This is a genomic window from Chryseobacterium sp. YIM B08800 (assembly GCF_026163565.1).
Lineage (GTDB): Bacteria > Bacteroidota > Bacteroidia > Flavobacteriales > Weeksellaceae > Chryseobacterium.
Map to the genome: position 1 here is coordinate 1 of NZ_JAPDKN010000008.1, position 26,996 is coordinate 26,996.

Here is a 26,996-nt window from a genome sequence, read left to right on the forward strand (position 1 = left end):
AAATATTGTTTTATAAAAAGAAAAAAGCGGAGGGTAAGGGATTCGAACCCTTGCGACACTTTCGCGTCGACAGTTTAGCAAACTGCTCCATTAACCACTCTGGCAACCCTCCTTTATTCTTTATTTTTTAATGATCGTTGTTCTGTTATTGCGAGTGCAAATATAGAACAGATTTCTTTATTTACCAAATAAAATTCAGAAAAAAATTGTGTATTTTTACACTGATAAATGATTAAAAAAGTAAACTAATGCGTAAGACATTATATATCATCGGCTTAAGTATGTTCGTTTTTTCGTGTACTTCACAAAAAAATATTAAAAAAAATACATACCGTTCGAAAACTCCAGTCTCACAGCCAAAAACTGTAACTAATTCTGCTTCTCAAGAAAAAATTAAACCACAAATTACAAAAGAAAGTGGAGTAGAGTTTTTCACTACCAATATTGCAGATATTACTAAAAATGATAATACGGCAAGTTACGGTTCTATTGTTTCGGCAAAACCTGCAGGATACAAAGTTGTAAAAACTCATTTCCCCGCAATTGCTCAAAATTTCAGACAAAAATATTTAATCCTTCATTATACCGTTTTACCGGATGATAAATCGATAACAGTTCTTACTCAGCAGGGCGTTAGCGCACATTATCTTGTAAATAATTTAGGTGACAATGAGATCTATCAATTGGTAGACGAGAACAAGCGTTCTTATCATGCAGGGGTAAGTGCATGGCGCGCAGATAAAAACCTAAATGATACTTCAATTGGAATTGAGATCGTAAATATGGGATTTACTGCTGATGCAGCTGGTGTAAAGACGTTTCAGCCTTTTAGTGATGACCAAATTAAAAAAGTGGCAGCTTTAGCTAAAGATATCGTAACCAGATATAATATTCCTGCAACCAATGTTTTGGCGCATTCAGATATTGCACCGTTAAGAAAGCAAGATCCGGGACCGCAGTTTCCTTGGAAAAAACTTTACGACGAATATCAGATCGGAATGTGGTATGATGAAGCCACAAAACAAAATTTGCTTACTTCAGCACAGACTGATGTTTCAACAAGATATAATGAGTCTCCGTTTATCTTTTTAGTTCAGACTGCTTTGCAGAAATTTGGCTACGAAATTTACCCTAACGGAAAGTGGGATGATGCTACCAAAAAAACAATTGAAGCATTACAATATCACTTCAGACCTCAAAATTACGATGGGATTATGGATGCCGAAACATGGGCAATTCTTCAAGCTTTAAATCAAAAATATCCTACAAAATAAATTTTAAAGCGCATCTTTACGGTGCGTTTTTTATTAATCAAATAATTAAACTATTAAATAATATTTAATGGAAAATTTCAGACAAGAAAGTGATTTACTCGGCGAACTAAATGTGCCGTTAAATGCTTATTATGGAGTTCAGACTCAGAGAGCAATTGACAATTTCAAAATTTCAGGACAGCTTTTGTCATCTTATCCGGAATTCATCAAAGGTTTGGCGTATGTGAAAAAAGCGGCTGCTAAAACCAATTATGAATTAGGTCTTTTAGATCAGGATTTATATTTTAAAATTGCAGAAACTTGTGACGAGTTAATTGGTGGATTATTTCACAGCGAATTTCCGGTAGATATGATCCAGGGTGGAGCAGGAACTTCTATTAACATGAATGCTAATGAAGTAATTGCGAACCGAGTTTTAGAAAAATTAGGCAAAAATAAAGGAGAATACGAATTTTGTTCGCCAAACGATCATATCAATCTTTCGCAGTCTACGAATGATGCATATCCTACAGCGATCAAAATGGGATTGTTGCAGATGAACGAAATTTTAGTAAAAAAATTGATAGGAATCGTTGATGCTTTCCGTGAAAAAGGAAAAGAGTTTCATGATGTGATTAAAATGGGGAGAACTCAGCTTCAGGATGCTGTTCCAATGACGATGGGGCAGGAGTTTGAAGCATTTGCAGCAACTTTGGAAGAAGATATTTCAAAACTGAATAACAACGCCAATCTTTTTGTTGAAGTCAATATGGGTGCAACAGCAATTGGTACCGGAATTAACGCTCCAATCGGCTATGCGACGCTTTGTGCTAAAAATTTAGCAGAATTAATAGGATATCCGGTGATCTCTGCTCCGGATTTGGTTGAAGCAACTCCAGATACAGGTTCTTATGTGATTTATTCTTCAGCAATGAAGCGTCTTGCGGTGAAACTTTCTAAGATCTGTAACGATTTAAGATTGCTTTCTTCAGGACCTAGAGCTGGTTTGTCTGAAATCAATCTTCCTCCGATGCAGCCCGGTTCATCGATTATGCCTGGAAAAGTAAATCCTGTAATTCCGGAAGTGGTTAATCAGGTTTGTTTTAAAGTAATTGGAAATGATTTAACTGTTACTTTTGCTGCCGAAGCCGGACAATTACAGTTAAACGTAATGGAGCCTGTTCTTTCGCACGCGATCATGGAAAATATTCACTTCCTGTGCAATGCTTTAGAAACGCTTCGTGAGAAATGTGTGATCGGAATTACTGCCAATAAAGATGTTTGTCTGAATATGGTAAAACACAGCATTGGAATTGTAACTGCTTTAAATCCTTACATCGGATACAAACAATCTACAAAAATTGCAAAAGAAGCTTTAGAAACAGGTAAAAGTGTTTATAATTTAGTTCTGGAACAGAATCTACTTTCTCAGGAAAAATTAGACGAAATTCTTGATCCTAAAAATATGCTGAAACCGCACAATAAATAATATTAACGATAATTGATAAATGATAATTGATGCAAGCTAACTGTTGAATTTTATCATTGATCAATTATTATTCATCATTATCATTTACATTGAAATTTTTAATCATAATTCCTGCACACAACGAGGAAAATAATCTCCCGTTTACTTTAGACTCTTTACAACAGCAAAGTTTTAAGGATTTTAAAGTGGTAGTGGTGAACGATGGCTCGACTGATAAAACTTCAGAGGTCATTCAAAAATATACTGAACAGGATTCCAGATTTGAAACGGTTAATTTAGAAAAGTCTTTGCATCAACCGGGTTCTAAAGTGGTTGTGGCTTTTAAAAATGGTTTACAGACCCAGGATCTGAATCAATTTGATATTATTTGTAAGTTTGATTCAGATATTATTTTGTCTGAAAATTATTTACAAACTGTCGCAGATTCTTTTGTGAAAAACCCTGATTACGGTTTGGTTGGAGGATTATTGTATGTTGAAAAAAATGGAGAATGGGTGTATGAAGGAAATTCTAACAAGCATCATGTTCGCGGTCCGATGAAAGCGTATCGAAAGGAATGTTTTCTCCAAATGGGAGGTTTGCGTGAAACATTGGGTTGGGATAATATTGATGCAATTCTTCTGCAAAATTTAGGTTGGAAAGAAGTTGTCCTTCCGGATTTACATGTGAAATTAATCAAAGTAAAAGGAGCAGATTATACCATAAAACCGGCTGATTATTATGGACGATATTTTTATTTTTTAGGCTTAAATCGTTTCCTGACTTATGTTGCGGCTGCAAAAGAAGCTACAAAAATAAAATCGCCTTCATTTCTGTTTCAGATTATCAGTTCGTACGAAAAAAGCAAATCTCAAAATCTTGAGTTGAAAATTTCAAAAGATGAACAGAAGGTAATTAATCAGCAACGTTGGAATCAGTTTAAAAAGAAATGGTTTAAATTATAAATTATTTTGAATCAATAGGAACGGGCTTTAGCCCGTTTTTTAAATACAATGAATACAATTGGCTTTAGCCAAAACTTAAAATCTAAATTTTCACTTTGTAAAAATATAAAATTCGATATTTTCAAACCTAACAGGTTTCTAAAACCTGTTAGGTTTATTCAAAAGAACATTCATAAATAAATGAAAAAAATAGCTTACATAGAAATCGATACTCACGCAGAAATTGCTGCTGATTTTATGAATTTGATGAACGATTCAGAAGAATTTTCTGTGGATTATTATTTTTCAGAAAGAATTAAAAATCAGATTCAAACAAATAATGAAGCTGTTTTTTTATCAGATAATTCGATGATTTTAGACCAGCTTAAATCTAAGAAATATGACCTCGTTATTATGGGAACGGTTCATCGATATTTCAATACTTTTTTGAATATCACCAATAAATATAAAACGGCCGTAATTGTTCATAATCTTAATTTTTCAAAGGCTTCTAAATTAGATTTGATCAAAAATGTTTTCAAAGAAGATGTTGTTTACCGGATGAAATTATGGTGGAAGGAAGGTCTTTTTAATACATCAAAAGTTTATAAAAAATCAAAAAATCTTTTGGTTTTGGATAAAGAATTTTCTTCGCAGGAATATCAGTTTTTGCCACTTTTTTATACAAAATCCATTGAGTTACCTGTAAATAAGATATTTACAGTAGTTATCCCGGGTGGAGTTTCTCAGAAAAGACGAGATTATAAAAACGTAAATAAGATTATTTTAGACTTAGAAAACAGAATGAAAGGAGGTTATAAACTGAAAAACCCACTTATTGAATTTGTATTCCTTGGAAAAGCTAAAGACGATGAATTAAAGGAGCTTGTCGATTTAGAACGTTCTCTTGAGCATATCAATATTACCTATTTCAAAGAAAGAGTTTCTCAGGAAGATTTTGAAATGTGGATGAAAAAAGCAGACGTTTTGTGGTGTCCAATTCAACAGCAAACCAAATTTTTCAGCCAAAAAGAAGTCTACGGAAAAACAAAAATGACCGGAAATATTGGTGATACAATAAAGTTTGGTAAAATAGCAGTTTTCCCGGCAAATTACACTTCAAATCTAGATTTTATTGTTCCTGAAAAAGAAAATGTTATTGAGCAGTTTTACGAATTACAGAATGTTCAATATGATTTTCAGAAAGAATACAGCAAGCAAATTGTTCTCGAAAATTTAGAAGATCTTCTTCACGGGCTTACTTAAATTTCAAAATACTTTTGAAGAATTTCATATTCAGATAATCTTCAATCGGAAATATTTTGGTGAAATGATTTCCAATAAATATCAAGATTAAAACAACTGCCGGTTTATAAATAAGATTGATGAAATTATTATCAAAAACAGGCAAAACAATCGCTACCGTTATCGCTAAAGTACAGATAATCGACACGAAAATCATTTCAATAGAAAAGGGTGAAACTTTAAACACAAAATAATTAAAAATGACTTTAATAAGATTGTAAAGAGTAACCGAAATTGCAGTTGACAGTGCGATTCCAATCAGAGAAAGATCGGTATTGTTGATGAAATACCAGTTTAATCCAATCGTTAAGCCAGCTAACAAAAGCATCACGATAATATTAAATTTGTAATATCTTGAAAGTGAAATGATATTTCCGTTAAAACCTGTCGCTAAATCCATTAAAACAGCAGAACCCCAAATCCAGATCACAGGTTCATACATTCTCAATAGATCTCCTTTATTGGGCATGAAATGCGTTAAATAAGGGAATCCTACCATAATACAGCCAAACAAAACAGCTCCTAAAAAATAAATAGTTAACGATGTTTTTTTATGAAACCTGTCGAGTTCTTTCATGTCTCCATCGGCTAAGTTTTTTCGGATAATTGGCGCAGAAATATTAAATAATCCCAATTGCGGAATAGAAATCAATGAAATAAGTGCTAACAAAATACTGTAAACAGCAATCTCTTCTTCACCGATAAATTCACCGATCATATAATTGTTGATTGCCATGTGATTTCCGAAAGTTCCTAAAAACCCAAAGAAACTATACGCCGCAAACTCTTTGTAAAAATTGTCTTTTTTAAAGTAATCTCTGCTGAAATCAAAGTGTATTTTGTCAAGTTTATTGGTGTAATAAATATATCCTGTAAGCATTAAAGCAAACATTCCGAAGAAAAAAGCCAATGCAATCTGCTCTGAAAACTGAAAATAAAAAAACAGACAGAAAGAACCTAAGTTGGCTAATTTCGGTAAAAGATTATCGAAGATATTAGAAACAACAATTCTCTTGTAATTGGAAATATATCTGTTTAAAATTGCACATAAAGAAAGCGTTAAAACAAGCGGTAAAATGTATTTTTTGCTTTCCCAGATCTTCATTTTTGTAAATTCAGGGAAAAAGCTTGGGATAAGGAAAAAAACAACCAAAAAGATTAAAAAATTAATAGAAACCAATGCTAAAGAAAGAGACAACATGTTTTGATGTTTGCCGTCTTCATGAGCCTTTCCAAAAAACTTCACATTCGAATATGAAATTCCCAACACAACAAAAGGAACCAGCATTTCTGCAGCAGACATGATGTATCTTAGTTTTCCGTAAAAAAATAGATCGTTGGTGAAAATAAAGATAGAGAACATCCCGATCAACGTCGCGACGTACCCGATAATAGAATACTTAAAACCCTGCCTTGCTACTACACTCATATTTAGATTTTAAACGTTTTTGGGAAGGAAAATGATATTGTTGATGTAGTCGGTTTTATTTTTTTCGTCGCTGATGTTTTTTAATAAAATTTCTTCAGTCAGTTTTTCGAGGGTAAATGTTTTTCGATTTAAATAATGAGCTTCAAAACCCCAGTTTTCAACTTCGGAAATCTCGTTCCAAATGGGTTGATCGTGGTGTCTTTGTTCCATTTCAACCATTAATGTGGGTTTGAATTTTTGTATGGTATCTTTTCCGCCAAAAAGAGTTTTCATTTCGTTTCCTTCCACATCGATTTTGATGAAATCTATTTTTTTGATGTTTTTAGATCTCGTCCAATCATCCAATTTTACGACTTCTACGGTTTCTGTGTAAGAGTTTTCTTCGTCTTTTTCCTTGTAAGAAGTATTTAAAGTACCTCTTGATGCAACCATTTTTCCTTTAATGATCGGAACTTTAAACTGTGCCGTTGTATTTTCGTCAGAAAGTGCCACAGAAGAAATGTGCATCGTCGGGAAAAGTCTTCTCAGTCTGATGTTGAGTTTTTTATTGGGCTCAAAAGCGTAAATGTTCTTGTGATTCAGCTTGTTTTCAAACTGATAAAGAAAAGTTCCTACATTGGCTCCAATGTCGAAAATTACGGCATCGTTTTGTAAATATTCTTTGATCCAAACCAGCTCTGGTTCTACATTACGACCCGAAAAATTTTCTTTGGTGAGGTTTTTTAAACTTTTAAAATACCTCTGTTTATAGAAACTTGGACTGATGTATTGTAGTTTTTCTGCGAGTTGCTGGTATAAAGACATGGTGTGGAAATTTGACGACCAGCAAAGGTAATGAAAAATGTTAAATTGTTGTTAAAAATATTTAATTGTAATGTATTGGTTATCAGTGTTTGTTTTGCTTTTGTTTAATTTTTGAGATTTGAAATTGAGGTATCTAGAAAATCATTCAAAGGTTTTGCTGCTTCAAATATTTTTGAAATGTTTTTTACTGCATTTTTATCAGAAAGATCTTTGTTGGTGATGTTGTGAACTCCAATGAAACTTTTCAGTTTTAAATATTCTCCCATCGGATCTTCCTTTTCAAAACCTTGCGGAACATTTTTTAGTTTGTGTTCCTGATCGAGCCCGCCGTAATATTTTTTGAAATCTTTATCATCGATTGCTTTTAGAAAATCATCTTTAAAAAGAGAGATTTCTTTTCTGATTTCTTTTAAAACAGGCGAATCCGGTAAATAAATTCCGCTTCCTAAAAAAGATTTCCCGGGTTGTACATGAAGATAGAATCCTGCTTTTGTATTTATTTTCCCCATTCCAAGAGAGGCTCCGAAATAGTTTTTGTAAGGTGTTTTATCTTTTGAAAATCTGGTATCTCGGTAAATCCTGAGCAAAGATTTTTTGGCATCGAGTTTTAAAATAGTATCATCAAATTTTCCCATTTCGCTAATCAATTCTTCGGTGAAATCCTGAAAATCTGATTGTGCTTCAAGAAAAAGATTTTTATTATCATTAAACCATTCTCGGTTGTTGTTTTTTTCGATAAGTTTTAAAAAATCAAATACTTTAGATGAAATCTGAGATGCCATATTTTAAATTTTAATCAAATGTAAATAATAATATTCAAAATAAATACCCATAGATTTTTCATTAATTCATAATTATGAGTGTATAAAATGTATTATTTGCTAATTGTGATTATTGTTGAAAAATTTTTAAATTAAAAATAAAAAAATTGTAGTTTTTTTGTCTAAATATAAAAATGATTGTGGTTTTCTAAAATAAAATTATCAATTCGTTAATATTGTATAATTCAATATCCAAATAAAAACTGTATCTTTGCAAAAATTTTATAATATTTAATGAATTTATTTACGGAGACCAATTTAAGTCCTGATATCCTTAAGGCCATTGGCGAACTGGGTTACGAAAGCCCGACAGAAATCCAAAAACAGACTATCCCTTTCATTCTTTCAGATATTCGCGATCTAATCGCACTTGCGCAGACAGGGACAGGCAAAACAGCAGCGTTTTCGCTTCCGATTTTGGATATGATTGACGATACGAGTCGCAAAATCCAATTTTTGGTGCTTTGTCCGACACGAGAATTATGTCTTCAGATTACAAAAGACATCAAAAATTATTCAAAGTACATGCAAAACATCAAAACTACAGCAGTTTACGGTGGAAGCAGTATTGTGGATCAGATTCGCTCTTTAAAAGAGAAACCGCAGATTATTGTGGGAACTCCTGGAAGAGTAATCGATTTGATTAACAGAAAAGCATTAGACTTTTCTGCAATTCACTGGTTGGTTTTAGACGAAGCAGATGAAATGCTTTCAATGGGTTTCAAAGATGAGTTGGAAACCATTATGAAAGAAACTCCTGAAACAAAACAAACTTTCTTGTTCTCGGCAACGATGAGCAAAGAGGTGGAGCGTATTTCAAAAAATTATTTGACAAAACCTCACCGTATTTCTGTGGGTTCTATTAACGAAGTTAAAAAGAACATTAAGCATGAATATTATGTGGCAGGTTACCGTCAGAAAAAAGAGGCTTTGAAGAGATTGATCGATTCAAACCCTAATCAATACTCAATTATTTTCTGTAGAACAAGAATGGAAACTCAGGAAGTTGCCGATTTCTTGATGCAGAATGGTTATGCAGCTGATGCTCTTCATGGTGATCTTTCTCAAGCGCAGAGAGATACGGTAATGAAGAAATTCAGACTTAAAAATATCGATATTTTGGTGGCGACTGATGTTGCGGCTAGAGGATTAGATGTAGATTCTTTAACTCACGTTGTACATTACTCTTTACCAGATGATCCGGAAGTATTCGTTCACAGAAGTGGTAGAACGGGTAGAGCAGGAAGAGACGGTATTTCTATTTCTTTAATTAAGCCTGAAGAAAGCAGAAAGCTAAAGCAGATTAAATCTGTTACTAAGATTGACATCGTTGAAGCTAGAATTCCTACTGGTGAAGATATTGTAAAAGCTCAGGTTGCAGGTGTTTTCGAAAACTTATTAGAAGTACACGAAGATTTCTTTGAATTTGATGATTCATTGATTCCTGATCTTTCTGAATTTACAAAAGAGCAATTGGTGCACAAATTACTTCAGTTCCAATTAAAAGATCTTGCTTTGTATTACAAAGACAGACATGATCTTCTGGAGCAGAAAATGAGCAACAGAGATGACGACAGAGGTGGAAGAGGAGACAGAAGAGACCGTGACAGAGGTAGAGATCGCGACAGAGGAAGAGACCGTGACGGAAGAAGCGACAGAGGAGAAAGAAGAGGAGATCGTGGTGGAAAACCTAGACAAAGAGACGAAAACATGACTAGATTTTTCTTCAATCTTGGTAAAAAAGATCAGTTGAAAAAATTAGATGTTTTAGAAATCATCAACAAGGCTACTTCAAGCAAAGGAAACAAGAGAGCGGAAATCGGTAATATCGAGATTCTTGAAAAATTCTCATTCTTTGAAGTTGAAAAATCTTTCAAAGGTGAGCTTCTTGGAAATATTTCATCAATGAAGTTTAAAGGAAAAGATATGAGAGCTGAAGAAGCTAACTAATCTTATTCATACCATATTAAAAAAAACCGGCATTATTTGTCGGTTTTTTTATTTAGAGCCTGTTTAAAGTTTTATTAAATGTTTTTCTATTGCCTTAGTCTTTTTTAAACAGCCTCTTAATTTTGACTACGTCGAATCTTCGATTTCTAAATTAAAATAAACTTTGTTTATTCTTATTTTAACATTAAGGTATTTAGTTATTTAAGCAGGGAATGATTAAGAAATCAACACGTTGATTTTGTATTAAGTTTTTTAAGACAATGATCTTAATTTCTTAATGTTAAAAACAAATATCAAATTTAAACAGCCTCTTAGATTTTATTTAAACAAGTGTTTAAAATGTTGATTCCAAAGCTTATACAAAGATGATGGTTGCTATTGGTTTTTTATGCTGATAAATATTACTTCAATGTGAACAAAAATTAACGCTGGATGCTTTTTGGTAACATGGTTTTTTAAGAAATTTGCACACGAATTTATAAATACTATAAAATGGGCATTGGTAATATTTTCCACGCTTTTCAACCGAAAGATAAAATCTTCTTTGTACTTTTCGAAAAAGTTACAGATAACCTGGTTGCTATGTCTAACGATTTTAATCACGGAATCAAAGATTTTGATCTGAATGATGATTCTATGCTAAAATTGATGAGCGACTATGAGCACAAAAATGATGAGCTTACTCACGAGATTTTCGTTGAATTGGGGAAAAACTTCATTACACCTTTCGATCGTGAAGATATTCACACTTTAGCTACAGGTTTAGATGATATTGCAGATTATATTTACGCTTCTGCTAAATATATTTTCCTTTACAAATCTCCTTTGATGAAGGCTTATGCAGATTTTTCATTATTGATTCACAAAGCTTGTCTTGAGATCCAGAATGCAATGAAGAACCTTAAAGGTTTCAAAAATATGGAGCAGGTAAAAGAAGCTTGTATTAAAGTAAACTCTATAGAAAATATTGCGGATGATCTTCTTTCAAATTCTATGGTAGAATTGTTTGAGACCAATGATGCAATTAATATTATTAAAATTTCATCAGTATTAAATTACCTTGAAGTAGTAACCGATAAAGCAGAAGATGTTGCCAATACAATTGAAAACATCATGATTAAATACGCATAAAACAATATAACAGAAATGGAATTTCCTATTTTACTTACGGTTATTATTGCTTTAGCTTTAATCTTCGATTACATCAACGGTTTTCATGATGCGGCAAACTCTATTGCAACGATTGTTTCTACTAAAGTTCTTACACCATTTCAGGCGGTACTTTGGGCAGCATTATGGAACTTTGCAGCTTTCTTTTTAGCAGCTTATGTAATTGGTGAGTTTAGAATTGGTAATACGATTGCCAAAACCGTTAATGAAAACTTTATTACGCTCGAAGTAATCTTTTCAGGTCTTATTGCAGCCATTGCCTGGAATCTTTTAACATGGTGGTTTGGTATTCCTTCATCATCATCACATACATTGATTGGTGGGTTTTTAGGAGCAGCTTTAATGCACGCTTTTATGTTAGACTACAGAGAAGTAGTTGCGACTCATCCGGATTTGGGAACTTTTACAACCATAAAAGAAGCTTTCATTAAAGTAACCACACAAGATATTGTGAAATTTGATAAAGTAATTCCGATTTTCTTATTCATTTTCATGGCTCCGATATTGGGGATGGTGATCTCTATCATCATTACTTTAATTATTGTTCATTTATATAAAAGATCAAACCCTTACAAAGCAGATAAGGCATTTAAGAAATTACAGCTAGTATCTTCAGCTTTATTCAGTGTAGGTCATGGTTTGAATGATGCTCAGAAAGTAATGGGTATTATTGGTGCAGCATTAATTTATTATCATGTAAATATGCTTCATGACCCTGTATATTTGAAGATTCCTTCTGCGGGACGTTTCGATTATTTTGCACAGCATTATATTTGGGTTCCTTTGGTTTCATTTATTGCAATTGCATTAGGAACAATGAGTGGTGGATGGAAAATCATCAAAACAATGGGGACTAAAATTACAAAAGTAACGCCATTAGAAGGGGTAAGTGCTGAAACAGCAGGAGCGATCACGCTTTTCATCACAGATCAATTAAGTATCCCGGTTTCTACAACGCATACAGTAACAGGTTCTATCATTGGGGTTGGACTTACAAAGAGAGTTTCTGCAGTACGTTGGGGAATTACCGTAAGCTTACTTTGGGCTTGGGTTTTAACAATTCCTATCTCGGCGATTGTTGCTGGAGTTACTTACTTGGCAGTAACGTTTTTAACTTAAACGAAAAATTTTATCACAATACAAAACTTTGTCCGTTTGGGCAAAGTTTTTTGTTTTACAACCCCTCAGAAAATCGTATTTTTGTTCAAATTAAAATCTTTTATGGAATTCTTAGACACCTACCAACAGATTGTTGCTGATGCTATTGCTAAATATACGTTTAAAGACAAACCTACAGAGCTGTATGAGCCGATGAATTATATCATCTCGCACGGTGGAAAACGTCTCCGTCCGATTATGGTTTTAATGGCTTGTGATTTGTTTGGTGGTGATCAGAAAGAAGCGATAAAGCCGGCTTTGGCGATTGAGTTTTTTCACAACTTTACGTTGATTCATGATGACATTATGGATGAAGCTCCGCTAAGAAGAAATAAGCCGACTATTCATACCATTCACGGTCTTAATACAGGGATTCTTTCAGGAGACGGTTTAATGCTTAAAGCCTATAAGTTTTTTGAAGATCTGGAACCTGAAATTTTTAAAGCTTGCGTAAGAATTTTCACGCATACAGGTTTGCTTCTTTGTGAAGGTCAACAATATGATATTAATTTTGAAACTCAGGAAAATGTAACGTTTGAAGATTATATCAGAATGATTACTTACAAGACCGGAGTTTTGAGCGCATCCTCTTTTGAGATTGGAGCAATGATTGCAAAAGCGCAGTTTAAAGATGCTAAAGCAATATTCAATTTCGGAAAACATATCGGTATCGCTTTCCAGATTATGGATGATTATTTGGATGTTTTCGGTGACCAGGCTCAGTTCGGTAAAAAACATGCCGGAGATATTTATGAAAACAAAAAAACAGTACTTTATCTTTTAGCAAGAGAGCACGGAACTGAAGAAGAACGTAAAGAATTAGACTATTGGTATTCTAAAAAGACCGATAACATCGATAAAGTTTACGGTGTTGAAAAGATTTTCAGAAGAACAAGAGTTGACGAAAAAGCATTGCGTTTAATCGAAAAACATAACGAAATCGGACAAAGTTATCTTGCAAAAATAGATGTTCCCGAAGAAAAGAAAAAACCATTCTCTGAATTGGCAAATTACCTGTTGAGAAGAGAATCATAATTTGAGAATTTGAAAATGTGTCAATTTGAAAATTTTAATTGTCGCATTTTCAAATTTTTAAATTTTCAAATTAACTGAATGAAATTCCGTACAGAAGTTGATATACAACCATCGCAGCAAAAAATTGAAATTGAAGATAAAATATTTTCAATAGGCTCTTGCTTTGCTTCGGAAATGTCAGATTTATTTCAGAAAGGTCAGCTTCAGACAGTCAACAATCCTTTTGGGACAATTTTTAATCCTTTTTCGATTAATAATTCAGTAAAAAGGCTTCATGATTCAGAGTTCTATCACGAAGAAGAATTGATTACTTTTAATGACGAGTTTATTTCTTTAGATCATCACACTAATTTTGATACAAGATATATTCATCAGACTTTAGATAAAATTAATTCGAAAATAGAGGAAGGAAACCGTTTTTTGCAGGAATCGAATTGGGTGATTATTACTTACGGAACTTCGTTTATCTATGAATTTGAACCAAAAAAGAAGTTGGTTGCAAACTGTCACAAAATTCCACAAAAATTCTTTGAAAAAAGACTTTTAACACAGAAGGAACTCACAGATTCTATTTACGATACGATCATTAATCTTCAGGATATTTGTCCGGAAAAGGTCCAAATTTTGTTTAGTGTTTCACCCGTTCGTCATACAAAAGACGGCATGATTGAAAATCAGTTGAGTAAATCTAAGTTGATAACAGCGATTCATGAAGTGGCTTCGCAGTTTGAAAATTGTCATTATTTGCCGATTTACGAAATTTTAATGGATGATTTGAGGGATTATCGGTTCTATAAAGATGATTTAATCCATCCTAATTCTCAAGCTGTTAATTATATTTTTGAGAAATTTGGTGAAGCTTATTTTTCGGATGAAACTAAAGGTTTTATTAAAGAAAATTTTAAAATCCATAGAGCTTTAGAACATCGAACAAATGACGAAAAGGATCCCAAATTTATTGAGTTTAAGGAAAAACTAAATCTGAGAATTGAAGTTCAGAGACAAAAAGTAAAACACGATATATTTAAGGTTTAAAGTTTAATGTTAAAACTTGATGTAATGATTGATTTTACGAAACTTGATTATCTGAAAATAGGAAATGAAAAGCAAAAAAGAGCTTATGAAGTTCTTACAAAATACAAAATATTCGAAATCCTGAATTATTATTCGCCAATTTTAGCAGGAACAATTCCTATTGAGATTGATGTTGAAGGAAGCGATTTAGATATTATTTGTGAGGTTGAGGATAAGATTGAGTTTGAGAAATTTTTAATTGAAAAATTTAAAGATTTTGATTTAAAAATTAAAAAATCAAATATAAATAATGAGGAATCGTTAGTTTGTAATTTTGAACTAGAAAAATTTCCAATCGAAATTTTTGCACAAAATAAACCAACAGTTGAGCAAAATGCTTATCGCCACATGATTGCAGAGTATAAAATTTTGCAAGAAAAAGGAGAGAAGTTTAAACAAAAAATAATAGATCTTAAGAAAAAAGGTATAAAAACCGAGCCGGCTTTCGGAATACTTTTAGGTTTAGAAAATCCTTACGAAGATCTTTTAAAATTTTAAAAATAATGATTGATACACATACGCATTTATATGCCGAAGAATTTGATGAAGATAGAAAAGAAGCGATTCAGAGAGCTTTAGATAAAGGGATTACAGAGTTTTACCTTCCGGCTATCGATTCAGAATCGCACGAAAAAATGCTTCAGTTGGAAAGCGAATATTCTAATCAGATTTTTTCGATGATGGGATTGCATCCTTGCTATGTAAAACCAGAATCTTGGGAAAAAGAACTTGAAATCGTAAAGGATTATCTTGACCAAAGACATTTTCCTGCGATTGGAGAAATCGGAATTGATTTATATTGGGATAAATCGACTTTAGATATTCAGGTAAAAGCTTTTGAACAGCAGATTGACTGGGCGATTGAAAAAGATTTGCCAATCGTTATTCATACCAGAGAAAGTTTTGACGAAACTTTTGAAGTTTTAGAAAGAAAAAAACATCCAAAACTTCGCGGGATTTTCCATTGTTTTTCAGGAAATCTTGAACAGGCAAAACACGCTTTAGATTTAAACTTTATTTTAGGAATCGGTGGAGTAGTAACCTTTAAAAACGGGAAAATTGACCAATTTTTAAATGAAATTCCATTAGAAAAAATCGTTCTGGAAACTGATTCTCCATATCTTGCACCCGTTCCGTTTAGAGGAAAAAGAAATGAAAGCTCTTATCTTGATCTGGTTGCCGGAAAATTGGTTGATATTTACCAAAAAGATTTTGCAGAAATTGATAGGGTGACGAGTGAGAATGCGAAGAGAATGTTTCAGAGAAATCTAACAAGCTAAAACAAATAACAATCGTCACACATGGAATTCATTAAAAAAAATTACCATTATCTGCTTTTTATTTCCTCAGTTTTCTTCTTAGGAAATCCTTCCAAGTTTCCTTCAGATGATGGCTTTTTCTATCCTCAGATTGCTTATAATGTTGTACATCATGGTTTTATGGGGTTTAATGATTTGTATCTTACCAATGGGTTTCATCCTTTATGGATGGTTTTTTGCATTGTTGCAGAGCTTATTAATCCTTTTGATAAGTTTTTTTTATTAGATATTGTTTGGTTTTTTCAGGTTTTACTGGTTTTGTCTGGATTCATTCTTCTGGAAAAAACAATTTTTAAAGATTCCAGAACCGGAAAGATATTCAGTTTAGCATTTTATTGCTTAATGTTTTTTAGTTTAGGAACATTATATCTTATTGAAGCGCATCTCACGTTTTTTACTTTTGCTTTGCTTCTTTTTTTCATGTGTCGAAAATTCACAAACGATTTTGCATTCGGATTTATATGCAGTTTGGTGTTTTTGGCTCGATTAGATCATGTATTTGTTATTTTACCTATAGGATTTCTGTATTGGAATTTCAGAAAATGGAACATCAAAAGTTTAGGAAAAATGCTTATTGGTTTTTCAGTTTTAGCAATTCCTTACATAGTGTCTAATTACTATTATTTTGATGCTACTGTGCCGATTAGTGGAAGAATAAAGAGTTCATTCCCACATGTTCAAGAATATATTGATTTTGGCATATTTCAAAAGCTATTTGCTCTTTTGGGAGTTTTATATTTTGTTTTTTTGAGTTTTAATAAGAAAGATCAGTACAGGAATGTTAAGCTATCTTTTTTAATAGGAAGTTTATTACAACTATTTTATAATTTATTGTTTCAATCTGAAATAGGGCAGTGGTATTTTGTTTCGCAAATGTTTTTTTGCGGATTATTTATTTACGATACTGTAAATAGTTTGAAAAGTACAATATTTAAAAAATTTACTTTAGACAAAATTGTATTTTCCGGAGCTCTGATTTTTGTTTGTGTAATTGGCTGGCTAAAACTTACGACAAGTTTCAGTATTCAGAACAATATCTTTGCAAATCATTCTAAATTTGAAAAAAAGTCTACTGATCTTGTACGTAAAACAGCGCAGGAATTTGAAAAAAATATCCCACAAAACTCGCGCATTTTTGTTTACGATTTTCCGGGTAAGTTTGCTTTTTATTCAAATTTTAATGTAATTCCTGCAGATGGACTTGTTGCGAATAAGAGCTATTTTAATGATATGAAATCCGGAAATTTTAAAAACTTTTTAAATAAAAATAATATTGACTATTTAATTTTTCCGACTCATTTTTTCACAAAACATGAGACACAGGGCTTTTTGGCTCTTCATGTAGACAGTCGTACTGAAGATTATGTTTTTAAAATAAGAAATACTTTAAACAGAACAATTATAGACAGCTTAAAAGAGAGTGAACTCAATAAAATAAAATCATACGCTAACCCGATAAAAACTTGGCAACCACAGTATGATTCTATCACGGTTTATAAATTGAAAAATTAATCTTATAAAGAAAAGCCTTCCAATTCGGAAGGCTTTTCTATTTATTTTTTTCTGGAAAAATTACTTTTATTTTTTGGCTTTTTAAAACCAACATCTTTTCTCTGCTGAGCCGGGCTACCTGTTTTTTTAGGTCTCGGCGTAAAAGGTTTGTTGTTTGAATCTCTTTTTTCTACAACCAAATTATCGGTGTGATAAGGATGATCTTTTACCACAGGAATTTTCATTCCAATCAGCTTTTCCGTATCTCTTAAGTTTAATAAATCTAAACCATCAACAAACGAAAGCGAACTTCCTTCAGCTCCGGCACGACCTGTTCTTCCGATTCGGTGAACGTAAGTTTCTGCAACGTCCGAAAGTTCGAAGTTGATCACATATTTCAGCTCATCAATATCAATTCCTCTTGCTGCAATGTCTGTAGCCACCAAAATACGCGTTTTTCCTGATTTAAAATTATTTAAAGCATTTTGTCTCGCATTTTGAGATTTATTACCGTGAATCGCTTCTGTGGGAATATTTGCGGCTTGTAGTTTTTTAGCAATTTTATCTGCTCCGTGTTTTGTTCTTGAGAAAACTAAAACAGATTCAGAAATTTTATTTTGTAAAATATGAGAAAGAAGATCCAGCTTTTTATCTTTATCTACAAAATAAATAGATTGTTTAATGGTTTCTGCAGTCGAAGAAATCGGCGTTACAGAGACTTTTATAGGAGTATTCAGAATAGAATCTGCCAATTTCTGAATTTCAGTCGGCATTGTTGCAGAGAAGAAAAGCGTCTGTCTTTTTTGAGGTAAAAGTTTAATAATTCTTTTTACATCGTGTACAAAACCCATGTCAAGCATTCTATCGGCCTCGTCCAAAACAAAAATTTCAAGATTTTTAAGAGAGATAATTCCCTGCGCAATAAAATCTAGCAATCTTCCCGGAGTTGCTACCAAAATGTCAACGCCTTTTCTCAAAGCTGCCACTTGATTTCCCTGTTTTACACCACCGAAAATTACCAGTTGTTTTAAGGGTAAATTTTTTCCGTATGCATTGAAGCTTTCTTCAATTTGTATAGCCAATTCTCTCGTTGGAGTAAGAATTAATGCCTTAATATGATTATTTTTCGGCCCTTTTCTTTCTGTAAGGTTTTGCAGGATAGGAATTGCAAAGGCTGCTGTTTTACCTGTTCCTGTTTGTGCTGTACCAAGTACATCTCTGTGTTCTAGAATCGATGGAATTGCTTGTTCCTGAATGGGAGTAGGTTTTTCGTAACCTTGAATTTGAAGCGCATCTAAAATGGGCTTAATTAATTTTAAGTCTGTAAATAACAAAATGTGTATTGTGTATTAAAATAATGCGGTCGAAGCAGTATACTTCATCATTTTTTAGCAGATCTGCCAAAAATTTTAACAGAATTTTTAAGTAATATTAATTACTATTTGGCTGAGAATGCCGCGAAATATGTTGCAAAGATAGTTTAAATAATTTTAAGTGTAATTACTGAACCTTTTCCCACTGTTGATTGTGCTTTAAATTCTCGAAAAATTGGTAAACGGTTATCAATTTTTCAGATCCTCTTTTACCGTAATCTTCAATGTTTTTAGATGATCGGTCATTGAATTGTACTCTCAGATATGAAGTTGGTAAATCTGTAATATTTCTTGAACCGTATTTTTCATTAAGGCTTTTTATATCTAAACCGTCAAGAAGTGTAATCAGTTTTTTGTAATCAGCTTCTTTAATAGTTGTTTTGAATGTTCCTTCTCTTGGTTTATCAAATTCTCCTTTTGAAAATCCTTTCGAAAAATTAAAATGTTCGGCTTCCAAAACAGCTGTTCGGTCTGGATTAATAGTCATTTTAAAAATCGGGCAAGAACCAAAACATGCTCCTGCTTCATATTCTATGGTTGAGTATTTTGAAGTAGACATTTTCTGAGAAGAGCATGATAATAGAAAGATTATTGTAAATAGGCTTAGTAGATATTTCATTGTTTTAAATTTTAAAAATGTCTTTCAATAAGCGTTCCAAATAAAAAGAGAAACCTTTTGAGTTTCTCTTGTGTGTTTTAATTAAATCTATATCCTACACCAGCTTGCAGAAAACCAATTCTTGTTTCAAAACCATTTTTGTGCGTATCAAAAAAGTTGAAATTGTATCGCGCATCAACAAAAAATTGATCTGTTATTTTATATTCTGCGCCAAGAAAAGGGAAGAGATTTAGTGTTTTATAGTCAACTAAATCCTGAGAATCTGTACCATTTACAATTCCATCGGTTTTAACTTTTTCAGAAAGATTAAAGCCGAAATTCATTCCTGCAGAAGCCGAAAATTTTGGAATAAAATAGTATTTTACTGAAACCGGAACCTGAATCTGAGTAAATTGATAATTAAAATCAACATTTCCCATTTCTACAATTTCGCTGCCAATAAGCTGTACCAAAGGAAGAGAATCTGTACCGCCAATCTGAGTATATAAAACTTCAGCCTGAATGCCCACTTTTGATGAAAGAGGTTTTTCTGCTACGAATCCTGCATAGAAATAAGATTTTGAATCGAGTTTGTCATCAAAAAATTTCATGTTGGATAAAGAATAACCTGCTTTTACACCAAATTTAAAATCTGCGTCAGAGTTAGATTTTTGAGTTTGAGCACCAATAAATCCCGAAATAGTGATGGAAAGGGCTAAAAAAAAATTCTTAGTCATAATTTTTTTAAGTTTAATTTAAAATGAAACGGAGATTTGTAAAAAAAATTGTGCTGCAATCAATGATTACAGCACAATTTTTTTTTTTATCCGTGAAGCCTTTTCCAAATGGCATCCTTCAATTCCGTTAAACCTTCCCCGGTAACACCCGAGAAAAATAATGGTTTCTTATTTTCCGGAAACTCTGCAGCGATTTCTTTTTTCAGCTCGTCATCCAAAAGATCGGCTTTAGAAACAGAGATAATAAAATCTTTATCTAAAAGTTCAGGATTGTATTCTTTCAATTCATTTTCCAAAATTTTAAACTCCTGAAAATGATCTTCAGAATCTGCAGGAATTAAAAATAATAAAATTGAATTTCTTTCAATATGTCTTAAGAATCTGTGACCAAGACCTTTACCTTCTGCTGCACCTTCAATAATCCCCGGAATATCTGCCATTACAAAAGATTTGTAATTTCTGTAATCAACGATTCCTAAGTTGGGTGTTAAAGTCGTAAATGCGTAATTGGCAATTTTTGGTTTTGCAGCAGAAACTGAAGCTAAAAGCGTAGATTTTCCTGCATTTGGGAAACCTACAAGACCTACATCAGCTAAGATTTTAAGTTCGAAAACAATGTAGCCTTCCTGCCCATCCATTCCTGGTTGAGCAAAACGCGGAGTTTGGTTGGTAGATGATTTGAAAAATTCATTTCCTTTACCACCTTTACCACCTTCCATCAAGATGATTTCCTGGCCATCTTCCAGAATTTCGCCTACAACTTCTCCGTCTTCATTTTTAGCAATTGTTCCGATTGGAACATTGATGTAAACATCTTCTCCGAAAGCTCCTGTTAACTGGTTTTTTCCTCCGTTTTCACCACGTTCCGCTTTTACGTGACGGGTGTATCGAAGAGGAAGTAAAGTCCATTCGTGGGCATTTCCTCTCATGATGATGTGTCCTCCGCGACCTCCGTCACCTCCATCAGGACCACCTTTAGGAATATATTTTTCACGACGAAGATGGGCAGAACCTGCACCTCCGTGACCGCTTTTACAATGAATCTTTACGTAATCTACAAAATTGCTCATAATTTCAATTCAAGGTTTAAAGGTTTAAAGTTCAAAGTTCCCAACCTTGAATATTGAACTTTGAATAATGAATCAAAAATTTATGCAAATTTTTGAACTTCAGCAAAAAGTTTTTCTGAAATCTCGTTGATTTCTCCTACACCGTTGATCTCTACATATTTACCTTGTTGTTTGTAAAGCTCGGCTACTTCTGCTGTTTTTGTGTAGTATTCTTTTATTCTGTTTTCGATAATTTCTACATTGCTGTCATCAGATCTCCCGCTGATTTCACCTCTTTTCAGTAATCTTTCAACCAAAATAGAGTCTTCTACAACTAAAGAAAGACAAACATCGATATTATCATTCAGTTCTTCTTTTACAATTTTTTCCAAAGCTTCTGTCTGCACTGCAGTTCTAGGATATCCGTCGAAAATAAATCCTGCAGCATCGCTTGGTTTTCTGATTTCGTCAATCAGCATATCTGTTGTTACCTGATCCGGAACCAATTCTCCTTTATCGATGTAAGATTTTGCCAGTTTTCCCAATTCGGTATCATTTTTCATATTGAATCTGAAAAGATCACCTGTTGAGATTTGCTTTAAATTGAATTTCTCGATTAAGTTTTGCGCTTGAGTACCTTTTCCACTTCCTGGAGGACCGAACAGAACAATGTTTATCATAATGTTGTTTTGCTTTGGGCAATGGGCAATTTGCTTTTGGCGGTTTGCAACTTTGCTTTCAGCTTTTTTAGTTATTATTAAATTTATTTCTTTATTTTACTTTTTTAAGCTAAAAGCTGTGAGCTCATAGCCAACAGCGTTTAATGGTTGATTTGTCCGTCTTCCAATTGATATAGATTCGATAGGTTTCTACCCAGTTCATCATAATCTAATCCGTAGCCTAAAACAAATTTGTTTGGAATTTCTTTTCCGATATAATCCAGCTTGAAATCTTTCTTATAAACTTCAGGTTTCAATAAGAATGAAGCCAGCTTAACAGATTTCGGACGCTGTGTTTCTTTGAAATATTTGAATAGACTTTCAACAGTATTTCCTGTATCTACGATGTCTTCTACAAGAATGATGTGACGGTCTTTTACATCTTTAGTAAGTTCCATTTTCTGATAAACAATTCCTGTAGATTCTGTTCCAGCATAAGAACTCATCTGGATAAATGCGATCTCGCAAGGTCCTGGATAATGTTTAAGAAGATCTGAAAAAAACATGATAACACCGTTTAAAACACCAATGAAAACAGGTACTTCGTCTTTGTAATCTTCATAGATTTTTAGAGCGGTTGCCTTTACAATTTCCTGAATTTCGGCATCCTTTAAATAGGGAACAAAAGTTTTGTCGTGAACTTGAATACTTTCCATAAAATTTTTCGTAGGGCGCAAAGTTACGGATTTTAGATTAAAATATTTTGTAGTTTTTGTTTATGTATTGTTATCGACATTATTTTATGAATAATGATTTATTTTAAATCTTATCTTTAACGCTATTTTAATTCATATTTTCTTCAAAATTGAATCTATAAATTTGATGCTGTGAAAATTTTAATCATAGAAGACGAAACAGAATTTTTTATTTTTGTAAAAAGAATTAAACGACTAAATGGTTGATTCTAAAATATGGGCAATACATTTTCTGATAACAATCAAGTTGGAGTAGTTTCTTCTTTCCCCGAATTAATAAACACCAAATTCAAAGGAACGGTGAATGCAATCTGTTGGAACCGAAACTTGTATGGAGATTTTAAGGAAATTGTTTCTAAACTACAATTAAAAGAAAACATTACAGAAGTTTCTATTGAAGATCTTTTAGCTTTGGAACTATCAGAAAAAGGAATATTAGCAAGAGAAATTATTTTAAATGATTTACAGCTATTGACAGATTTCGGAGCATCGCCTTCGCTTAATTTACTTAAAAGCTACGAACGAGATGATGAGTTTGATTTCATTTCGACAGATGTGTATTCTTTTCATGTAGATCGTTCGCCAATTGGTACTGATACTTTTTTATGTACTTATCATGGCGCAGCAAGCGATATTATTTCTAATGATCAGGTCGAACAGAAAATTTTGATTCCAGAAATCAGAGAAAAACTCAGAGAACTACACGACGGATCTGAGGAAGAATTAGAAGACTTTTTTAAAGAAAATTTTTTCGATCTTCATTATGAAGCAAAATTTGGTGCAATTCCAACAAATTTAGGAATAGGAAATCTTTGGCGATTGGCGGTAGATCATCCTTCGCAAGAGGTTTTACCTTGTGTTCACAGAGCTCCTTTAGAAAATGATGGGGAATATCGTTTGCTTTTGATTTGTTGATTCATTAAAAAACCACACTTTTGGGTGTGGCTGTATTTTAATATGATTTGAATGTTTTTTTACTTTCCGATACAAAACTTAGAAAAAATATTTCCCAACACCTCATCATTTGTCACTTCTCCTGAAATTTCACCGAGATGTTCTAAAGCATTTCTTAGTTCATAGGCTAATAATTCGGTTGAAATTTGGAAAATAATCGCTTCCTTTACTTTATTTACGGCATCTAAAGATTTTCCTAAAGCTTCAAAGTGGCGTTGGTTGGTGATGATTACGTTGCTTTCTTCTGATTTTAGCTGTTCTACGTAAGAAGATAATTCGTCTTTTAAATCTTGCATATTTTGGTTTTCAACGGCTGAAATGGTGATGAAATCAAAATCTTGTGAGATTTCTTTTCTGAAAACATTTTCCACCAGTTCATATTGAGAAGGAGAAACTTCATCTATTTTTGTTGCGCAGATTATCAGTTTCAAATCATCTCTTTGCAGAGACTTTATCATTTCAATGTCTTCAGAAAAGTTTTCTGTGGCTGCGTCAGCGAGGTAAACAAGAATGTTGGCATTTTCAACTTTTTCTTTTGCTTTTTTTACACCGATTGCTTCGATTTCATCGGCAGTTTCACGTAAACCTGCAGTATCAATTAATCTGAACGCATGACCTTTGATGTGAAGTATTTCTTCAATCGTATCTCTCGTCGTTCCGGCAATATTGCTCACAATTGCTCTTTCTTCTTTTAGCAAAGCATTAAGAAGGGTAGATTTTCCAGCGTTTGGTTTTCCGATGATTGCAACGGCGGTTCCATTTTTGATGGCATTTCCATATTGGAAACTTTCAATAAGAGAATTTAATTTGGCTTCAATCTTATTAAGCAGTTGATTCAAAGCGGTTCTGTCTGCAAACTCAACGTCTTCTTCGGCAAAATCGAGTTCCAATTCAATTAAAGAAACGAAATTTAATAAATCAGTTCTTAAAAAAGAAATTTCATTAGTAATTCCGCCTTTTAGTTGGTTTAAAGCTACTTTTCTTGAAGCTTCATTTTCTGAAGCAATCAAATCGGCAATCGATTCAGCCTGGCTTAAATCAATTCTTCCGTTCATGAAAGCCCGCATTGTAAACTCACCGGCTTTTGCCATTCTTGCTCCGTTTTTAATTAAAACTTCAAGGATTTTCTTAGCAATATGGGGTGAACCGTGAAAAGAAATTTCTACAGAATCTTCTGCTGTAAAAGTTTTTGGAGCTTTAAAAACAGAAATCATCACCTCATCAATTACCTCATCTCCATCTTTTATAAACCCGTAATGAACAGTGTGAGACTGCGCTTTTTCAAGATTTTTACCGTCAAAAATTTTAGCAGAAACAGGAATTGCATCATTACCGGAAATTCTTATAATTCCTATGGCTCCGATTCCGTTGGCTGTGGCAAGTGCGCAGATAGTGTCATGATTCATTTTGCAAATTTACGGTTTTAAATGAAAATTTCTTATGTTAATCGACACACAGATTGATTGATTAAAAGTTTTGTTAATCGCAACAAGTTTAAGTAAAGATTCAAACTAAAAAAAAACGTCACCTCTATTAGATAGAGATAACGTTAAAGGATATTAGTTTTTTATATATAATTGTGATTGGTTTTGCTTGCACAAAAGTAGTTGATAAGAATTTATTTTCTTTCAGGATATTCCTCATAAATAATACCGTAAAAATACGGTTGTGTACAATAAAAAAATCGTCCCGCAAATTTCTTTACAGGACGATGAGTTTAATAATTGTACTGTTATTTTAAAATATTAGAAATACAATTAATGATTTATTCTTCTAAAGTGGGCTTACAAGTGATAAGAACCATTCTTTTACTTCACCTTCCAAATGTGGAGCCAGTTTTTCTTCACATGTTTTATGGTAAGAATTCAGCCAATTGATTTCATCCTCAGAAAGAATTTCTTTTACGATATCATTTTTAAAGAACGGGCAGAAAGTTAATGTTTCAAACTCGTAAAATGTACCGTGAATTGTAGTTTCGGATTCTTTTACAGCAATCAGGTTTTCATGACGGATTCCATAATCGCCTTCCAGATAATATCCCGGTTCATTTGAAACGACCATTCCAACCAAAAGCTCCTGCGGATTCATATCTTTTCTGATATTTTGAGGACCTTCGTGAACGTTCATAAAACTTCCAACTCCATGACCTGTTCCGTGATTGTAATCTTTCCCATGCATCCATAAAGGAAGTCTTGCAATCGCGTCAAGCTGAACTCCTCTTGTCCCTTTTGGAAATTTCACCATCGATAAACGGATCATTCCTTGTAAAACCAGAGTAGAATTGATTTTAAATTCTTCAGAAACAGCTCCCAAAGCTAAAGTTCTTGTAATATCTGTAGTTCCTTCTAAATATTGACCTCCAGAATCAACCAAAATACTTGCATCATTGGTCACTTCCTTGCTTCCTTCGCTTTTTGCAGAATAATGCATCATTGCACCGTTATCTTTATATCCAATGATACTTCCAAAACTTTCACCTACAAAATTTTCGCCTGCAGCACGGAATTCTCTCAGCTTTTTACCAATAGAATATTCGTTCATGGTTTCTTTTCCGGCATTGTGCGTTAACCAGTAAAGAAATTTTACCATTGCAACACCGTCTCTTACCATTACTTTTCTGAAACCTTCCAACTCAGTTTCATTTTTCTGAGCTTTCATCAGATTTCCTGGAACAGCAGCTTTTACAAATTTATTGTCAATTTTTAAAGCTTCAAAAATCGATTGGTTGCTATTTGGTGAGACTAAAATGTTTTCGTTTTTAATCGTTCTAAGATGATTGTAGAATTCTTCGTAAGGCATCATCTTTACGAATGATTCATCCATTTGTTTTCTTGCTTCAACCTCCATTTTTTCGAGATCTGTAAACAGAATTGCATCATTTTTAGTAATCAAAATATATCCTAAAAATACAGGATTGCTTTCTACATCACTTCCTCTTAAATTCAAGGTCCATGCAACATCATCAAGACTTGAGATGACATGAACGGTAACTTCCTGCTCTTCCATTTTTTGACGGATTGCAGAAATTTTATGAGTTACAGATTTTCCTGCTCTGTCAAGCGGATGTACAAAAATTGGATTTTTTGAAGGTGTTCCTCTTTCTTTCCAGACTTCTTTTAATAAAGGAGAATCTACTAAAGTTAAATTTTTTGCATTCAGTTTTTGGTATAAAAGTTCCCAGTTTGAATGGGATGTTGCCAGAGCATTGACTGCCACTTTTCCGTTAGCTGGGATTTCAGAGATAATCCAATCAATATAATTAGGAGTTCCTTCCATTCCGTCTTTGAAAAGGTCGATTCCTGAACCTGCCAATTCAATGGGAGCTTGTGTGAAATATCTTCCGTCTGTCCAAAGTCCGGCTTTATCTTTAGTAATTACCACAAAACCTGCAGAACCAAGAAAACCTGAAAGCCAGGCTCTTTCTTGCCATTCTTCGGGTAAATATTCGCTCATGTGAGGATCTGCAGAATATACTATAAATGCATCAACATTATTTTTCTGCATTTCTTCACGAAGAGCAGCTACTTTTTCCTTTGAAGTCATTTTTTTATCAATTTTAAAGATGGAAAGTTACGAATTAATGCTGATTTCAAGAGTAAAAAATGGACAAAGTTTGAAGGAGTTTGTTGGATGTTGGAAGCGGGGAGAGG

At 33.1% G+C, this 26,996-nt stretch carries 24 protein-coding genes and 1 tRNA gene; 13 read left to right on the forward strand and 12 right to left on the reverse strand.

What is annotated here, in order from left to right; translation table 11 throughout:
* Positions 1-27 precede the first annotated feature (27 nt).
* Positions 28-112: transfer RNA gene (locus OEW74_RS04620), tRNA-Ser, on the reverse strand.
* Between the two features lie 136 nt (positions 113-248).
* Here OEW74_RS04620 and OEW74_RS04625 point away from each other — a divergent pair.
* The 4 genes from OEW74_RS04625 (at position 249) to OEW74_RS04640 (ending at position 4,931) form a co-directional block, all read left to right on the forward strand.
* Complete coding sequence (locus OEW74_RS04625) at positions 249-1,274, forward strand: N-acetylmuramoyl-L-alanine amidase (protein ID WP_265427384.1); 1,026 nt, start codon at positions 249-251, stop codon at positions 1,272-1,274.
* 67 nt (positions 1,275-1,341) lie between these two features.
* Positions 1,342-2,742, forward strand: a complete 1,401-nt coding sequence (gene aspA / locus OEW74_RS04630; RefSeq protein ID WP_265427385.1) for an aspartate ammonia-lyase — start codon at positions 1,342-1,344, stop codon at positions 2,740-2,742.
* Positions 2,743-2,831: 89 nt separating this feature from the next.
* Positions 2,832-3,686: a glycosyltransferase gene (locus tag OEW74_RS04635; protein WP_265427386.1), complete on the forward strand. Its 855-nt coding sequence runs from the start codon at positions 2,832-2,834 to the stop codon at positions 3,684-3,686.
* Positions 3,687-3,866: 180 nt separating this feature from the next.
* Complete coding sequence (locus OEW74_RS04640) at positions 3,867-4,931, forward strand: hypothetical protein (protein ID WP_265427387.1); 1,065 nt, start codon at positions 3,867-3,869, stop codon at positions 4,929-4,931.
* Here OEW74_RS04640 and OEW74_RS04645 read toward each other — a convergent pair.
* The 3 genes from OEW74_RS04645 to OEW74_RS04655 all read right to left on the reverse strand — a co-directional run bounded on the left by OEW74_RS04645 (position 4,924) and on the right by OEW74_RS04655 (position 7,985).
* Positions 4,924-6,399 carry a lipopolysaccharide biosynthesis protein gene (locus OEW74_RS04645; RefSeq protein ID WP_265427388.1) on the reverse strand — a complete coding sequence of 492 codons (1,476 nt, stop codon included), beginning with the start codon at positions 6,397-6,399 and terminating at the stop codon, positions 4,924-4,926. The genes OEW74_RS04640 and OEW74_RS04645 overlap by 8 nt on opposite strands.
* A 9-nt stretch (positions 6,400-6,408) precedes the next feature.
* Positions 6,409-7,203 (reverse strand): FkbM family methyltransferase, encoded by a 795-nt coding sequence (locus OEW74_RS04650; protein WP_265427389.1) that lies wholly within the window; start codon positions 7,201-7,203, stop codon positions 6,409-6,411.
* Positions 7,204-7,307: 104 nt separating this feature from the next.
* The gene (locus OEW74_RS04655) at positions 7,308-7,985 is read right to left on the reverse strand and encodes a DUF2461 domain-containing protein (protein WP_265427390.1); all 678 of its coding nucleotides are present in this window, start codon (positions 7,983-7,985) and stop codon (positions 7,308-7,310) included.
* A 273-nt stretch (positions 7,986-8,258) separates the two neighbouring features.
* On the opposite strand from OEW74_RS04655, the gene OEW74_RS04660 reads away from it, so the two are divergent.
* The 8 genes from OEW74_RS04660 (at position 8,259) to OEW74_RS04695 (ending at position 17,242) form a co-directional block, all read left to right on the forward strand.
* Positions 8,259-9,974: a DEAD/DEAH box helicase gene (locus OEW74_RS04660; RefSeq protein ID WP_265427391.1), complete on the forward strand. Its 1,716-nt coding sequence runs from the start codon at positions 8,259-8,261 to the stop codon at positions 9,972-9,974.
* 492 nt (positions 9,975-10,466) lie between these two features.
* Entirely contained in the window at positions 10,467-11,105 is a 639-nt protein-coding gene (locus tag OEW74_RS04665; RefSeq protein WP_074229593.1) for a DUF47 domain-containing protein, read from the forward strand.
* 15 nt (positions 11,106-11,120) lie between these two features.
* Positions 11,121-12,263 (forward strand): inorganic phosphate transporter, encoded by a 1,143-nt coding sequence (locus OEW74_RS04670; protein ID WP_265427392.1) that lies wholly within the window; start codon positions 11,121-11,123, stop codon positions 12,261-12,263.
* Between the two features lie 102 nt (positions 12,264-12,365).
* The gene (locus OEW74_RS04675) at positions 12,366-13,337 is read left to right on the forward strand and encodes a polyprenyl synthetase family protein (protein ID WP_265427393.1); all 972 of its coding nucleotides are present in this window, start codon (positions 12,366-12,368) and stop codon (positions 13,335-13,337) included.
* Positions 13,338-13,415: 78 nt separating this feature from the next.
* A complete protein-coding gene (locus tag OEW74_RS04680) occupies positions 13,416-14,372 on the forward strand; it encodes a GSCFA domain-containing protein (protein WP_265427394.1) in 957 nt (318 codons plus the stop codon).
* 24 nt (positions 14,373-14,396) lie between these two features.
* Complete coding sequence (locus OEW74_RS04685) at positions 14,397-14,909, forward strand: DUF4269 domain-containing protein (RefSeq protein ID WP_265427395.1); 513 nt, start codon at positions 14,397-14,399, stop codon at positions 14,907-14,909.
* A gap of 5 nt (positions 14,910-14,914) precedes the next feature.
* Positions 14,915-15,691 (forward strand): TatD family hydrolase, encoded by a 777-nt coding sequence (locus tag OEW74_RS04690; protein ID WP_265427396.1) that lies wholly within the window; start codon positions 14,915-14,917, stop codon positions 15,689-15,691.
* Between the two features lie 21 nt (positions 15,692-15,712).
* Complete coding sequence (locus OEW74_RS04695) at positions 15,713-17,242, forward strand: hypothetical protein (protein WP_265427397.1); 1,530 nt, start codon at positions 15,713-15,715, stop codon at positions 17,240-17,242.
* Positions 17,243-17,283: 41 nt separating this feature from the next.
* Here OEW74_RS04695 and OEW74_RS04700 read toward each other — a convergent pair whose 3' ends face one another.
* The 6 genes from OEW74_RS04700 to OEW74_RS04725 form a co-directional block, all read right to left on the reverse strand.
* Positions 17,284-18,555 (reverse strand): DEAD/DEAH box helicase, encoded by a 1,272-nt coding sequence (locus tag OEW74_RS04700; RefSeq protein ID WP_265427398.1) that lies wholly within the window; start codon positions 18,553-18,555, stop codon positions 17,284-17,286.
* A gap of 166 nt (positions 18,556-18,721) precedes the next feature.
* Positions 18,722-19,213 carry a DUF6438 domain-containing protein gene (locus OEW74_RS04705; protein WP_265427399.1) on the reverse strand — a complete coding sequence of 164 codons (492 nt, stop codon included), beginning with the start codon at positions 19,211-19,213 and terminating at the stop codon, positions 18,722-18,724.
* A 77-nt stretch (positions 19,214-19,290) separates the two neighbouring features.
* Positions 19,291-19,929, reverse strand: coding sequence for a porin family protein (locus OEW74_RS04710; RefSeq protein WP_265427400.1), 639 nt, complete (start codon positions 19,927-19,929; stop codon positions 19,291-19,293).
* Between the two features lie 86 nt (positions 19,930-20,015).
* The gene (gene obgE, locus OEW74_RS04715; protein ID WP_265427401.1) at positions 20,016-20,999 is read right to left on the reverse strand and encodes a GTPase ObgE; all 984 of its coding nucleotides are present in this window, start codon (positions 20,997-20,999) and stop codon (positions 20,016-20,018) included.
* 80 nt (positions 21,000-21,079) lie between these two features.
* Positions 21,080-21,658 carry an adenylate kinase gene (locus OEW74_RS04720; protein WP_210149932.1) on the reverse strand — a complete coding sequence of 193 codons (579 nt, stop codon included), beginning with the start codon at positions 21,656-21,658 and terminating at the stop codon, positions 21,080-21,082.
* A 140-nt stretch (positions 21,659-21,798) separates the two neighbouring features.
* The gene (locus tag OEW74_RS04725) at positions 21,799-22,353 is read right to left on the reverse strand and encodes a phosphoribosyltransferase (RefSeq protein ID WP_265427402.1); all 555 of its coding nucleotides are present in this window, start codon (positions 22,351-22,353) and stop codon (positions 21,799-21,801) included.
* Positions 22,354-22,608: 255 nt separating this feature from the next.
* Between OEW74_RS04725 and OEW74_RS04730 the strand changes: the two genes are divergently transcribed.
* Positions 22,609-23,307: a DUF1826 domain-containing protein gene (locus OEW74_RS04730; protein ID WP_265427403.1), complete on the forward strand. Its 699-nt coding sequence runs from the start codon at positions 22,609-22,611 to the stop codon at positions 23,305-23,307.
* A gap of 59 nt (positions 23,308-23,366) precedes the next feature.
* On the opposite strand, the gene mnmE is transcribed toward OEW74_RS04730, so the two are convergent.
* Entirely contained in the window at positions 23,367-24,752 is a 1,386-nt protein-coding gene (mnmE, locus tag OEW74_RS04735) for a tRNA uridine-5-carboxymethylaminomethyl(34) synthesis GTPase MnmE (RefSeq protein WP_265427404.1), read from the reverse strand.
* A gap of 367 nt (positions 24,753-25,119) precedes the next feature.
* On the reverse strand, positions 25,120-26,889 hold the full coding sequence (locus OEW74_RS04740) for an aminopeptidase P family protein (RefSeq protein WP_265427405.1): 1,770 nt from the start codon (positions 26,887-26,889) through the stop codon (positions 25,120-25,122).
* Positions 26,890-26,996: the final 107 nt, after the last annotated feature.

Coding starts and splice junctions, on each gene's coding strand:
- OEW74_RS04625 (WP_265427384.1), top strand. CDS start 249: ATGCGTAAGACATTATATATCATCGGCTTAAGTATGTTCGTTTTTTCG.
- aspA (WP_265427385.1), top strand. CDS start 1,342: ATGGAAAATTTCAGACAAGAAAGTGATTTACTCGGCGAACTAAATGTG.
- OEW74_RS04640 (WP_265427387.1), top strand. CDS start 3,867: ATGAAAAAAATAGCTTACATAGAAATCGATACTCACGCAGAAATTGCT.
- OEW74_RS04645 (WP_265427388.1), bottom strand. CDS start 6,399: ATGAGTGTAGTAGCAAGGCAGGGTTTTAAGTATTCTATTATCGGGTAC.
- OEW74_RS04650 (WP_265427389.1), bottom strand. CDS start 7,203: ATGTCTTTATACCAGCAACTCGCAGAAAAACTACAATACATCAGTCCA.
- OEW74_RS04655 (WP_265427390.1), bottom strand. CDS start 7,985: ATGGCATCTCAGATTTCATCTAAAGTATTTGATTTTTTAAAACTTATC.
- OEW74_RS04660 (WP_265427391.1), top strand. CDS start 8,259: ATGAATTTATTTACGGAGACCAATTTAAGTCCTGATATCCTTAAGGCC.
- OEW74_RS04665 (WP_074229593.1), top strand. CDS start 10,467: ATGGGCATTGGTAATATTTTCCACGCTTTTCAACCGAAAGATAAAATC.
- OEW74_RS04670 (WP_265427392.1), top strand. CDS start 11,121: ATGGAATTTCCTATTTTACTTACGGTTATTATTGCTTTAGCTTTAATC.
- OEW74_RS04675 (WP_265427393.1), top strand. CDS start 12,366: ATGGAATTCTTAGACACCTACCAACAGATTGTTGCTGATGCTATTGCT.
- OEW74_RS04680 (WP_265427394.1), top strand. CDS start 13,416: ATGAAATTCCGTACAGAAGTTGATATACAACCATCGCAGCAAAAAATT.
- OEW74_RS04685 (WP_265427395.1), top strand. CDS start 14,397: ATGATTGATTTTACGAAACTTGATTATCTGAAAATAGGAAATGAAAAG.
- OEW74_RS04690 (WP_265427396.1), top strand. CDS start 14,915: ATGATTGATACACATACGCATTTATATGCCGAAGAATTTGATGAAGAT.
- OEW74_RS04695 (WP_265427397.1), top strand. CDS start 15,713: ATGGAATTCATTAAAAAAAATTACCATTATCTGCTTTTTATTTCCTCA.
- OEW74_RS04705 (WP_265427399.1), bottom strand. CDS start 19,213: ATGAAATATCTACTAAGCCTATTTACAATAATCTTTCTATTATCATGC.
- OEW74_RS04710 (WP_265427400.1), bottom strand. CDS start 19,929: ATGACTAAGAATTTTTTTTTAGCCCTTTCCATCACTATTTCGGGATTT.
- obgE (WP_265427401.1), bottom strand. CDS start 20,999: ATGAGCAATTTTGTAGATTACGTAAAGATTCATTGTAAAAGCGGTCAC.
- OEW74_RS04720 (WP_210149932.1), bottom strand. CDS start 21,658: ATGATAAACATTGTTCTGTTCGGTCCTCCAGGAAGTGGAAAAGGTACT.
- OEW74_RS04725 (WP_265427402.1), bottom strand. CDS start 22,353: ATGGAAAGTATTCAAGTTCACGACAAAACTTTTGTTCCCTATTTAAAG.
- OEW74_RS04730 (WP_265427403.1), top strand. CDS start 22,609: ATGGGCAATACATTTTCTGATAACAATCAAGTTGGAGTAGTTTCTTCT.
- mnmE (WP_265427404.1), bottom strand. CDS start 24,752: ATGAATCATGACACTATCTGCGCACTTGCCACAGCCAACGGAATCGGA.
- OEW74_RS04740 (WP_265427405.1), bottom strand. CDS start 26,889: ATGACTTCAAAGGAAAAAGTAGCTGCTCTTCGTGAAGAAATGCAGAAA.